Here is a 13,205-nt window from a genome sequence, read left to right on the forward strand (position 1 = left end):
TCGGGAACATTCCCTTTTAATGTTTTAACCAGTAACTATCATATGGAAAAATAAATAATTTGGCTCTGATATATACATCAGATCATTGATGAATCTGTTCTGTTAATTTACTCTACCCCAATACCTCTTAATGCTCAGGCTACAACACATGCAATACATTACCGACATCGAGTTACTGAACGAGATGAAAGCTACCGGTGCTTTATTTATTCTTTTCGGCGGTCAACACTGCAGTGTGTGTCAGAGCATCAGGCCACAGTTAACATCGATGCTCGAACAACAATTTCCAGATATGTCTGGTGTTTATGTAGATTGCGAGAAATCACCGGAGATCTGTGCACAGCACAGCGTATTTACCCTGCCCGTTGTGAAAGTGTATATCGATGGAATGAAAATCGCTGAAGAAGCTCGTTCTTTCAGTTTAAAGCAGTTAGCACAGACTATAGATCGCCCCTATGCAATGTGGAAAGACTCAATGTAATTTAAAGAAGGTTTCGCTCACTTATTAACATCAGTAACGGGTATCTCTTCAGCTTTTCCGAGCTTTATAGCATTTAGAAGAAATTTCTTATCAAAATACACGGTTTCTCTCGTGGTGTTATTCAGTGTTTCCCACTTCTCACCCTGGTCAGAAAGTATCTCTATAACCATACCGGAAACCTCAAACTTTTTACCTATCATATTTTTCATAATTGATGCATTTAAGAATGCTAGTGTAATTTAACTACTCATAACCTCTTCAAACAGCAGGCCATTAAAACCATTTACTATTAATAATTCTTTAAACTGTTCTGTGCAATATGTACTTACTAGCTTATCTATATTCGATTTAAATAAAACGGCTCCATCTAAATCACTGTCTTTAAAAGATACATTTTTTAAGCCCATGTTCACACCTAGTTCAATATTGTCTTCTGAATTTTCAGTATTGATTAAATTATCATCAATCACTTTTAATGTATTAAACACATAATAATCAATGCCTTCTATCGATATTGGCAAAAACTCACCTGATACCCTCAGGTTCTCATTTAAGAGATTATAAGCCTTTTCATTTAACACAAGGTTACCGGTTATCCAGGTTGAAACATCGGGAAATTTAATACCATCGCCAATATAACCGCTGCTCTCATAAAATGAAGCACCTGGTTTCACCCAGTCGTTAATACGGGATGTAGCATCAAATCCTGGGCTGTAATTAGGCATTTTACTGCCTAGTTCAACGTTTTTAATGATGAGTGAATAATAATTTTCACGATCATTTTTAATTTTGTAAACTCTCATTTTAAATTATCGTTCCATTTTTTATATTCTGCAGCATCTATTTCCTACTGTAGCAACAGTTCATCTTTAATATTACCTTGCAGTAACTGCTGCCTCACGGTTGCAAGCACGGCCTTTAATAGACCCGGGGCATCAATGGTGGCTATATATATCCATACAAAAAGAGCCGTGATTTTAAACCAGGTGGGTATAAATATATGTGTTTAGGGTCATTTTTTTAATATATGAGAAAACGCCTCACTATTGGCTGTTATGCAGAGTCAAAAGCCACCCATAGAATTGACTGTATCACGGTAGTGCTCGCTCTCACCATAAAGCGTGAGGTGGGACGGTTTGTGAATTTCTACTGACTTATTCACATTTTTAGTAATTTCAGATTAATCTGATACACAAGGGCATGACTTTTCATTTACTATACACATACAATAATCAGCTTATGGCTACCTGTTTTATCCATAACGATATAAGAAAAAACCATTGAAAATTAATATGAGGGATATCAAATGAAAGGAATTCTGAGTTCTGTAGGTAAATCTGGGAAGAACATTCGCGAAGACGTTCATCTTATTCAGGACCTTCTTAACCATAAAATTAAGCGCATGCCTGGTGAAAAACGTCTGATTGTTGATGGTTTAATAGGCCCAAAGACAATTAAACTAATTACGAAGTATCAGTCAATTGTGCTTAAAATGAAAAAACCTGATGGCCGAGTTGATTCAGGTGGTAAAACATTTAAATCACTCTATGAGAACTATAAAGTGACACCACATAAACTCACACCCAAAGTCACAATGAAATACTGGGAGGGAGATAGTGCTCGTTGGTCACAGGATAAAAAGCTGCAAAGCTTAAACGCTCAGTTTAGAACCAAAGTAAAAGCCGTGGTTAAAGCGCTTAAAAACGAAGGATTTAAACCCAAAATATTTTATGGGTGGCGATCTGTAGCTGTTCAACTAGAGTTATACAACAAGAAGCGATCTAAAGTTAAATTTAGCTTTCATAATGCAACGTTAAAAGGTGGTATACCCAACTCTTATGCAGTTGATATTATTGATTCACGTTATGCCTGGTCTGACAAACCTGAGACTAAAAAATTCTGGGAAGCACTGGGTAAAGCAGCAAAAGACAACAATCTGTACTGGGGTGGCGACTGGACGTCCTTTAAAGATTGGGCACACGTTCAAATGCACCCCAACAGTAAACTAAAAAGCATTAAACTTGAAAGTAAACAAGCGGAAAGCATGTGAATTTTATTAAAGACAATTTAGTTATAAAACGAATACAACAGCTGATTATTTGCTCTATTATTTTTCCAGTGTCAGGCATCGCACTAAGCGCTGCCCCCGACAACCGGGATGATTTAGTTTACTTAAGTATTATTGCTACGGAAACTGAAGAAATCAGGGCTATAAACAAACACACTGCCTTAAGCAAACAGTTTAAAAACCTGAAAGTGATAAGTAGTAATGATTGCACTAATTTAAAACCCGGTCTGGTCTTGTATGTGAGCCAGCTATCCAATGATAACTCCGCTGCTAAAAAAGCATTAAAAGAGACCAAAACAAGGGTGCCCGATGCTTATCTTAGAAAATGCGATATAAAAGAAAACTCACTATTAAGCAAGCATTACTCTTTTATACATTCATCAATATTTAATCTGCCTGATGATGTAATTAACTGGTCGTTTGACGACATGAAATCTGAACTTGTTAGCCTAAACGACAACTCATCATTTTTAATTGAAAAACAGTTTAATGGTGACATCAACAATGAAGTTGAAGGCAGGCAATCTGTTATATATTTTATTAATAAAAATTCAACCAATAAACAGCTCATCTTAAAGCAATGCTGGGATTTTAAAGCAACTGATCAAAATAAACAGCTTATAACATTTCAATGCATGACCGGTATGGCAGCTAATCATTATATTCACACGGTATATGTATATAACATAAATAAAAATAATATATTATATAAGAAAGAATATTGCCAGCAGGCAAATTTTAAAGATGATAGTCAACTCAGCTGCCTTGAAGAGTCTGTTGATGAAATGGGTGAGTTAAAACGTGTACCCGTAGATTTATCTTTAACAAAATTGGGAAATTAATCCAGGTCAGAGAACAATACAGCCTAATATCAGAACCATTGTTCCCTGCCCCCTTTTTTCTACCACAAATAAACTATTTAAGTATCACTCAGCATTTTCTTCAGCATAACGTTCGCTCTGTTCGAAATGCTGTGCAGTTGCAATATAACGAATAGCCTGAGAGTTATATAGTTGTGGATGCTGCGCCCAAAATACCCAGCCCTGTGGTGGCGCCCAGATAAAGAATGGCATAACCTTTTCAGCGGTGCGTTTGGTTGTGTCATCAGGTCCATAAACCTGCATATTAACCTTCAATAATGAAATACGTTTACTGAGCTCTTCCATTCGAACATCAAGGTCATCACGATCAAATAACTCCGGGTCCATAATAGCCTCGAGATATTCCTCGTACATATTATCTACCCTCTCCTGATCTTCTAACTCAATAATATATTCATAACCCAGACGATCAAAAATCAAATCTTTGAATTCTTTAGATTTCAGCGCATAAACCAGTTCTCCGCTGGCCATATAAAGAGCACGCGTTGCAAGCTCCTTACCTCCAATTAAACTATCAGGCGAACGACCTGAAAGAAAAATTTCAATAGCCTGCTTCAGATCCGCATCATCTGTTTTATACAGTTGCGTAACTTCATCAATGATTGCTTTTGATACCGCTTCACGTGGATAAAATGTTCGCAGTACCATGCGAACCATTTGCGCAAGATTGAACGGTTCGCCTATCAGGCCTTCTGCATGATAAGGCTCATATTCAGACCAGTTAGGCAACTCTGGCACCCAGTCCAGATAAGTTGCAACTCGACGAGTTAACATCATAGATCGGTGCTGATCTCCCGTTATCATCCCCTGGTTGTATAACCAGTTCCAGCCAATTTGCGGTTGTTTTCTACGTTCACCTTCTTGCATATCACGATATGCAGGTGCAGCTTGAAATGTTTCTATTAACTTATCAATAGCCGGGTAACGGCCTCGAAAAATAAGATGATTAACGGCCAGATTGCCAACATTCCAGATACCCTCTGCACAGTAACTGGTAAATTTAATACGACTGGTGTCGAGTGTTGCACTAATTTCAGCCAGCTTATTCAGAGATTCACGATCAACCACTTCGAGGGGGTTACGACTGTAATCCTGATACTCCTTAACATTTGAAGCCAGGGCAAAAGGTATAACCATACCCGAGAACACATCCCATAGTTTGTAGTTATCGGTATAGGCCTGCAGTACATTATCTGGAATTGTTTTGCGTGTTCCTGCCTGATAGTCAATCGCCAGAAGGTGTGCATTGTAATATCGATTATCATCCCCCAGCACGCCGTAGTCATACGGCCAGTCACTGAGTATGGCGACAGGATTGCCCTTATACCAGCCTGAAGTAAAACCGCCTACATGCTTGGCGCCACCTCCTGATTTCAATATCTGGAGTAAATCACCTCCCTGAGCCAGATTGAATTTTGTCATTACCTTGACCACAGGTAAACCAATGTCATGAGTCAGGCTGTTTATATGAGTCAGCCCGGGGCCGTTTTCAAGTTCATTGTCTGCGCCATAGAAAAGCACACGATTATCTAATTCACCATTAATTCGAAATTGATGCGCAGGTCGTTGAAATACGTATTTATCAGTTGCGGAGTTTGCAATAACACGCATCGCCCTGGCTCGATCTGTTTCACCGCGTTGCTCAATAATGGGTGCAAAATTTTCAAACAGGCGTTTTATATTGACAACAGATTTTGCAACATACAATTCACCGGGGCGTATATTTTTTAATCCTGAGTCAGGCAACAGCTCATCAACATTGGTTGCACCAAGATTCATTATGGTGTCGGGTGAACCTACATAACTATCCATCCCAGCATTAAGTGGTATGGCTTCGCCAGAAGGTAGTAAAGCATCCTGAAATGGGTCTGGATGTTTAAAAAACGTATTACTGATTAATATTACAGCTGTAACTATCAATACGATAACAGCAAAAATAATTTTATTACGCACATTTACTCCAAAATTAATTAATTTTCTATTTGCCCAAGCAGTTTCGAAAACATAGCACTCAATCCGCTAACCACACGTGTGGTGCTCTCAAAATCAATGTGATCAATAGTATCAGAAGAAGTATGATAATTCCTGTCACGATATATAGCCGTATCACTAATCATTACCGCTGCATAACCTTCATTCCAGAAAGACATGTGATCTGACCAGTCCACCCCTGGGATGTATTCTGGCGCAACCAGACCTTCAGTAGGAAATTTTGCCTCTTCTCTAAATATCTCTAGAGATTGATACATTAAATGACGTGAAGCGGGATTTGAAATAAAAGCGATAAAATTTCCTGTATCAGGATAAAACAGATTAAATAAAACGGGATAGCGCTGGCTTTTGGCTTTAGATGAGAAACTGCCGATAGACTCTATAGAAAACATCGCTATAACATTTTCATTCATCGAATTGACATGCTGGGCATATTGATAGCTCCCCATGCTTTCTTCTTTAAAATAAGGCGGCTCTTCATTTGCAAACGCAACAAAACGAACCGTTCGTGAAAACTGCATAGATTTAAACAGACGTGCAATTTCAAGAATCCCCGCCACACCGGAAGCATTATCATTTGCTCCTACGGTGTACTGAAGTGAATCGTAATGGGCACCAATAATGATAATCTCATCGGGTTTATCAATACCAATTTTTTCAGCAACAATATTGTCAACTGCTCTATTATTAAGCATATATTGCTGCCGCGTAACTTTATAATCCATTTGTGACAGTTCAATGTCTATATAGTCCGCTGCACGTAAAAGATTATCGTATTCATGCATATTACGAACACCAATGAATTCACTCAATTCATATACATGACGATGAAGTTGTTTTTTTATTTTCTGCTGTTCTAGTGTCAGCAATGGTAATGCACCGTTATACGAGTGACCGGGCATAACAACATTAAGCTGTGTCGTACAACTGAATATCAGAAACACACAAAATAGTGAGATAGATATTAATAACAACAGGCGGTGAGATGCCTTATTTTTGTTTGTTTTCATTCTTATCAACCAGCTAAAATTTAGACAGACTGTTTACCAGAACAGCCAATTATAATAGATACAAAAAAATATCAGGTTAAATCCTGATTTCAGTCCATGATAATCAGTGGCAGATATTAATTGATTTAACAACTGACCATATAACACTATTCGCTTTATTCAAACTAAAACCCGGCATTTTCGAACATAATAAGATGAATCAGAGCTTACTGAAAATAATGTCTTTATTATTCACTAACCCTTGCCTACCACTACAAAGGGTGCCCAGTAAAATGGGTGACTCCATCTCGAACTCTTTATAAACTCATGCTAAGTATCACGTAATGCCCGCTGAGCAGACCTACAGATAGAAATCTGTTTATAAAATTATGCATATAAATGCCCCCCCCTGAATAATTAAGCAGGACTCGTTCCCAGCTATCATTATCCTGAGCTGAGTACCAATCTTATAAAAAATATAAATTAATCGACACAAATAAACCAATAACAGAAGGATATTAGTTTCGCTCTACCCATACATACTTTTCATCAATCAATTCCGTCTCACCGTCCCAGCGATAAGCAACAAGTTTTCCACCTGGTTTAGCTATGCTAAAATCTAAACAGGCTATATTCTTAGACAGAACCTTTGGCTCGCCTTCCATCCAGTAGTGCCCGAGAAATACAGGTGGTTCACTATGTGTGTATTCAATTAGGTGATCACCTTCTATTTCATCATCCGGTATATGCGTTCTGGCGCTTTCAGGCCCCATAAAAGCACTTTGATAGGTAGATGCACTTTGATCCCACCAGCGCACACGAATGTTATGGCGCTCATTTCCGTCTTTATCTTTAAAACTAAAACCATTTTTTAGTGGTATCTCTTTTCCTTTGAGTAACGTTTCAATAGCATCAAATTCCCAGTTACCTTCTATTGTGGCTTTATTTAATAATTCATCCGTTAAATATGTACTTCCATTACTGATATCCAGTATTTTATTAATCCATTTATAATCCCAACAGGCATGAACAATTCTAAGCCCATCCAGTTCTAACCAGAGCGGTAATGTTTTAAACCAGTTAATAACACACGCATACTCTTTATCATTGGTTTCATAAACATCCAGAAAGGCTTTATGTTGTTTGATATTTTTGCTGCTATGTTTACGAAGATATTCACCGGTCGCGCTGTTTTTTGTGAAATAAGCTATCGCATTAAACTCATGGTTACCCATTACGGATAATGCCGATCCATTTTCAATCATCGCTTTTACAATATCCAGCACTTCACGCTGTTTTGAACCTCGATCTATAAAATCGCCCAGAAATATTATTTTTCTTTCAGGGTGCGTATAACTTTTACCATCATCTTTATAACCTAGAAGTGTGATGAGACTAATCAGCTCATCTGCCTGGCCGTGAATATCACCAATAATGTCATAACTTTGTTTATTCATTTTGTATTCTCTTTAGTGGTAACAGGGAGCAACGAAGAAAAGGCTAGATAACTCTTTTAAGAATTTAATCAACGCTATATATAATTTATAGCGCCCATATGATTCAAGTAAAGTATACGTGCGATAAGAAAAACAGTTTGTTAAAAGAACAAACCAGAATCAACGATTAAATCGTTCATGAATTATTAAATTATTAGGGTCAGACAGCAATACTCCCTAATATTAGAGACAATTGTTCCCTGACCTTATTTTTTCTTGTTAATTTAGTGCATCGCCTCAGCCTCAATCACGTCCAGCGGTAACGGTGTATCTAATTGCAATCCGGCATAATTATGACCTAACCTGACAACATGCCCTGTAAGATTAAATTCTCGTCCATCCAGAAAAACAATTAAGGCAATAACACTATCATTCTTTAAGAATGCAAGATCATTATCGGTGAAAACTTTAAGACCATATTTTGATATATCGACCACATCATAGCTTTCAATATCGAAAACTAAAGAAGGTCGATCAGCTGTAGGGTATGACACCCGAGCGTGAGCACGTTGATTAAACTCTTTCATTTTTATATCTACATCTTTTATTCATTTATGCGCAATTGCGATTAAAAATAATCAACAATTTGAACATGTATTAGCGTTTATTATTACTTTATATATTCTTAGTTATATTTATAACTTAATTATCGTTATTTCTTAGCTTATTAGCATCACTCGTTTGGGTGATTTAATGAAAAATATTAATTGGGTTGACGACCATTCGAAATACTAATAACTCCCAGTTGTCACCGCCCTCTTAAATTATTTTAAATTACCCTGAAAACATGTTTTTTCTCGTAATTCCCCTGCCTATCAAGCGTTTATGCCAATAATAGTGTGGCTATTTATAGCATCATATAACTTAATTAATCTCTAATTTTTCATCTAACTCATCTATTAGCGCGCGTATTCTTCCTGTCAGCTCAGCGTGTGTATATGGTTTTCGAAGCAAGGTATCACTAAATTGAGTTTGTTCTTTATTAGGTATAACATCTTCCGTATACCCTGAAGTCATCAGCACCTTGAGTTTAGGGTTGTTTTTCGTTGCCTGTTCCGCTAACTCATAACCACTCATTCCATTTGGCATAACAACATCACTAAATAGTAAGTCGATAGAGTGTTCTTTAGCAAGAATATCTAGCGCCTTTATACCATCGCTTGCAGTTAACACTCTATAACCCTGCATTTCCAATATATCCTTAGCCAGATTTAATAACCCAGTTTCATCATCAACAACCAGGATAGTTTCGTGGCTCCGGGGAGTACTCTCTTTTGATATAATGTTTTCTACTACAGGTATCTCTTTTAATTCTGATTTAGGTAAATATATTATGAAAGAAGTACCAACACCTTCTTCTGAATTGCACTTTATATAACCATTTGAACGTTTAACAAATCCATAAACCATCGCCAGCCCAAGCCCCGTACCTTTACCCTGATCTTTAGTAGTAAAAAATGGTTCAAAAACTCGTTCTGTTAAATTTTCTGGTATACCTACGCCATTATCAGTAACTGTTAATTTCACATATTTCCCGGGATTCAAGCCGGGAGTATGCTCACTATATTCTTTATTCAGTGTTACGTTCTCTGTTGCAATAATAAGTTTTCCGTGACCAGTTATTGCATCACGAGCATTGATACACAGATTAAGCACACTGTCTTTAAATTCTCCTGCATCAATTTCCGTTTTCCACAGTTCATCGAAAAAATGTTGTTCAATTTTAATCTCAGGTGTAATTGATCGTGAAATCATATCAGTCATTGATTCAATCACATCGTTAATTTTAACAACTGATAATTGAGATGCCTGATTACGAGAAAAACCGAGTAATTGTTTTGTTAAGTTTGCTGCACGTTTTCCTGACTCATAAATACTTTTAATTCGTTTATGCGCTTTATCATGATCTTCTATTTGAAGCTCAAGTAATTCAAGATTACCAAGTATGACACCTAGAAGGTTATTAAAATCATGAGCAATACCACCCGTAAGTTGACCTATAGCATCCATTTTCTGAACACGAATCAGTGATTTTTCAGCTTGCCTTCTATCAGTTATATCACGCGCTATTCCTAAAACGCCTATTAACTCTCCAGCAGGTGAAAACATGGGTGTTTTAATCGTTTCAACCAGCTCTTTGTGTCCATCATTTGAAAAGGTCAACTCCTCTTCATTTATTGTCGGTTCACCAGCTGACATCGCTGCTTTATCATGTTTTCGGAAAAAATCGGCAATATCTTTATCAACAAAGTCATAATCGGTTTTCCCAATGAGGTCTGATTCACTAACACCAAATAAAAGCTCGAAACGCTCATTACAGGATAAATAAACACCATCAGGATCTTTCAACCAGATTAAATCAGGTAGAGTCTGCACTAATGTTTTCATGTGAGATTCACTATCACGAAAAGCTATTTCAGATTTTTTACGTTCTGTAATGTCTGTGAGAGATTGAACCATTCCATCAATACTGTCTCCTAACTTAATAGCCGCTAGTGAAACAATAAACCATTTCTCAGTTTCAGGAAAAAACACAACGTGGTTATTTAATGTTTTACAATCTTTGATAGCCTGGCACAGCTCACATGTTTCTTCTGTAACGTTAGGTGCATGAAAATAACGATGAACAGGCTTTTGAAATAATGCCTGAGCTGATTTATTCGCCATATCTTCAGCTGCATTATTAACCTGTGTAATTAACCCATGCCTATCAACCACTATTGCAGGATGAGGTATAGCATCATAACTATTTGAAGCTTGTGCCATTATTGAAAATGGTTCTTTTAAAGTGGTTTGAACTATAGCCTGGTAAATCATCCAGAATGATAGAAACTTAAATAAGTGACCAATAACAAATGGTACACCATGAAAATCGGTATAAAGAGTAAAGAATAACTCTGCACATATTGTTAGCGTTAATGAAGCCAGTAAATAATGAAGTACCCTTGGTGTTAAAAGCTCTTTTTTAGAAAAATAGATAAAAATAGCCAGCAGCAGCAAGACAATAACCAGTATCTCAACCCCAATTTTAAATGCTGTTAAGCCCTCAGAGGTAAGCATAACGGGTGATGTTAAGGAAAATGACACCCAGATTATAACCAGGCTAAGTAAGCCACCTGAAACAAAGGCTAATTTAGCTTTAAGCTTTCGTTTTAAAAATATTGATGCTGATAGCAAGAGCAAGGCTTCGAAAAGACGGGTATAGATCCAAAAATGAAGCGTGACCTCTGAATCAGTAATATTAAAAAAGGGTATCCCATTTACAGTGAAGGTATGCCATGTATCAAGCATAGCCACCCAAAAATAACCCGTTCCAAGGTAAACAAGAAAATCATTATGCGTAAATCTTCGAGTGTTCCATGCTATTACTAGCATGAGCACTCCGACCATAACTGAAAAGAGTTCTGCCAGGGTATGAAATAATAAAACGCCATATTGCAAACGAATAACTGATAGACACAATACAAGGAATAAGGGCGTTATGAATGAAGCCGGGTTAATCTTAATTCTATTTAGCATTATTTTTTAAAATCGCGCAATAACTACAAATATTTGATGTTTATGCTCTATAGCCCCCAATAAACAGTCATCATTATTAATAATAGATCACTTTAGTAGTAAATTCACCGTAACTCATTTACTTATAAAAAATAACCACTTGAAGAGTAACTAATAACTCGCAACTGTACCTGTCAAACCACCCGTTAATACTCGGGTTATGGTTATTTTGAGAACTTAATCTTAACTTAATTCAAACGTATATAAACCAACATCAGGGGCGCTGTTATACCTTATTAAAACCAATAAAATCAAAGAGATAACGCCCATATTCATAGAACGCCTAAATAGATAATATTAATCAGAAAACTCATTGGGGTAAGAGAACAATTGTCTCTAATATTAGGGGGTATGTTTTCTGAAGCGGATTTTGTAACCAATTGTAACAAATGGTGCCAGAGCACAATACTCTCTAATATTAGAAACAATTATGCTCTGGCACCTGTCTTTGTAACACCTGAAAAACATGAAGAAAAGTATGCCTGTATTAAATCTTCCTTTTTATTGCGTGAAGTTCAAACTATTATAAATAATTAGTTCATATTTCATCTATATTTGATTATTTCATCACCCATACATTTGGCCATGCATTTTGACGAGCAGTTCTCTGTCGAGTAATAGTGTCATCTTGATTTACACCGGCAATACTATGCCTGATATCCTCATTTACATTTCCGTTTAAATAATAACTATGCTCAACCATACCGGTCACAATTTTAGAACAATCAATCTGATGTACTTTTTGACTAAGCTGAGCCACTTTTTCAACTCCATTTAAGCCAAGTCGATCAGAATTTTGTTTGGTATAATCAGATATGTACATAGCGACATCACCGCTATTATGATAAATATTTACATTTGTAGCCAGCTCCTGCAGCCTTGCTAACGGTTTCCCTTTTTCTAATGCGTCATCATCTACATCAGGTGAGCACATAAATATTTGATCAAACAGTCGAGGCAGTCTCATGCCATGATTAAATTCGATTAAACGCTTTAAAGTGTTTTGTAACACATAATTACCCATAGAATGGCATAACAGGTGCACTTCCTGATTACATAACATCACACCATCTTCACGTGTTCTCTCCTTCATCAGAAAATCTCGTAATTTTAATATGCCTCGACCAAAGGCGCTGCCAGAGAACTCCGCATCTGCACGATCTGATTTATAAGAATATATAGGGTATTTTTGACCATCGGAAGGCCATGAGAATAAGATTACAACAACTTCTTTACCATCAACCTTTTTACTATCAACATTTAACGTAGTTTGTAATGCCATAGCTGATGCAACGGCATCTTCCCAACTAACACTATATCCGTGGATATATATAACCACATCACAACTTTTACTCATTTTTTTCTTTAATGAAAGAAATGTTTGCACTGAACCCAATTTATTATTCTTTTGCGAAATATCAGGTATATCTGTATCAAGGCCATCCTCAATAGCATGAATAGTTACATTTTTTATTTGCGAAAGATAATAATCACTAAGGTCAACACCATTACCTACACCGTAATCTAATTTATCTTTTAAACATTCATTTATTTTTTTATCGTCAAGATTATCAAGTGTAACTCGACCAAAACGTAAATTCTCGCCTCCATCACTACTCGGTTTTGATCCATAGCTATCTGGGTTATTTCTTTTCTTACCGGTATGAGCACGGTTAGTTGCATAAAACAGTTCAATTTTTTTCATTTTTATTTTACTCACAAGTAATAGTATTTATCTGA

Annotated in this window: 12 protein-coding genes; 4 read left to right on the forward strand and 8 right to left on the reverse strand. The window is 36.6% G+C overall.

Annotated features, from left to right (window positions below; genetic code table 11):
- Window positions 1–130: 130 nt before the first annotated feature.
- A complete protein-coding gene (locus tag DIZ80_00505; protein ID RDH85987.1) occupies window positions 131–481 on the forward strand; it encodes a thioredoxin in 351 nt (116 codons plus the stop codon).
- Between the two features lie 17 nt (window positions 482–498).
- On the opposite strand, the gene DIZ80_00510 is transcribed toward DIZ80_00505, so the two are convergent.
- Window positions 499–690, reverse strand: a complete 192-nt coding sequence (locus DIZ80_00510; GenBank protein RDH85988.1) for a hypothetical protein — start codon at window positions 688–690, stop codon at window positions 499–501.
- A 30-nt stretch (window positions 691–720) separates the two neighbouring features.
- Window positions 721–1,284, reverse strand: coding sequence for a hypothetical protein (locus DIZ80_00515; protein ID RDH85989.1), 564 nt, complete (start codon window positions 1,282–1,284; stop codon window positions 721–723).
- A 503-nt stretch (window positions 1,285–1,787) separates the two neighbouring features.
- Here DIZ80_00515 and DIZ80_00520 point away from each other — a divergent pair.
- Together DIZ80_00520 and DIZ80_00525 are read left to right on the forward strand one after the other, a co-directional pair.
- Complete coding sequence (locus DIZ80_00520) at window positions 1,788–2,531, forward strand: peptidoglycan-binding protein (GenBank protein ID RDH85990.1); 744 nt, start codon at window positions 1,788–1,790, stop codon at window positions 2,529–2,531.
- A complete protein-coding gene (locus DIZ80_00525) occupies window positions 2,528–3,391 on the forward strand; it encodes a hypothetical protein (protein ID RDH85991.1) in 864 nt (287 codons plus the stop codon). The genes DIZ80_00520 and DIZ80_00525 overlap by 4 nt, the downstream gene beginning before the upstream one ends.
- A gap of 84 nt (window positions 3,392–3,475) precedes the next feature.
- On the opposite strand, the gene DIZ80_00530 is transcribed toward DIZ80_00525, so the two are convergent.
- The 5 genes from DIZ80_00530 to DIZ80_00550 form a co-directional block, all read right to left on the reverse strand.
- The gene (locus tag DIZ80_00530; GenBank protein RDH85992.1) at window positions 3,476–5,383 is read right to left on the reverse strand and encodes a hypothetical protein; all 1,908 of its coding nucleotides are present in this window, start codon (window positions 5,381–5,383) and stop codon (window positions 3,476–3,478) included.
- A gap of 17 nt (window positions 5,384–5,400) precedes the next feature.
- A complete protein-coding gene (locus DIZ80_00535) occupies window positions 5,401–6,432 on the reverse strand; it encodes an aminopeptidase (GenBank protein RDH85993.1) in 1,032 nt (343 codons plus the stop codon).
- 497 nt (window positions 6,433–6,929) lie between these two features.
- A complete protein-coding gene (locus DIZ80_00540) occupies window positions 6,930–7,868 on the reverse strand; it encodes a hypothetical protein (GenBank protein ID RDH85994.1) in 939 nt (312 codons plus the stop codon).
- 263 nt (window positions 7,869–8,131) lie between these two features.
- Window positions 8,132–8,434, reverse strand: a complete 303-nt coding sequence (locus DIZ80_00545; GenBank protein RDH85995.1) for a hypothetical protein — start codon at window positions 8,432–8,434, stop codon at window positions 8,132–8,134.
- Window positions 8,435–8,771: 337 nt separating this feature from the next.
- The gene (locus tag DIZ80_00550; GenBank protein RDH85996.1) at window positions 8,772–11,426 is read right to left on the reverse strand and encodes a hypothetical protein; all 2,655 of its coding nucleotides are present in this window, start codon (window positions 11,424–11,426) and stop codon (window positions 8,772–8,774) included.
- A gap of 390 nt (window positions 11,427–11,816) precedes the next feature.
- On the opposite strand from DIZ80_00550, the gene DIZ80_00555 reads away from it, so the two are divergent.
- Entirely contained in the window at window positions 11,817–12,002 is a 186-nt protein-coding gene (locus DIZ80_00555; protein ID RDH85997.1) for a hypothetical protein, read from the forward strand.
- Window positions 12,003–12,024: 22 nt separating this feature from the next.
- On the opposite strand, the gene DIZ80_00560 is transcribed toward DIZ80_00555, so the two are convergent.
- Window positions 12,025–13,170, reverse strand: coding sequence for a hypothetical protein (locus DIZ80_00560; GenBank protein RDH85998.1), 1,146 nt, complete (start codon window positions 13,168–13,170; stop codon window positions 12,025–12,027).
- Window positions 13,171–13,205: the final 35 nt, after the last annotated feature.

The sequence above is a fragment of the endosymbiont of Galathealinum brachiosum genome (assembly GCA_003349885.1).
GTDB lineage: Bacteria > Pseudomonadota > Gammaproteobacteria > SZUA-229 > SZUA-229 > SZUA-229.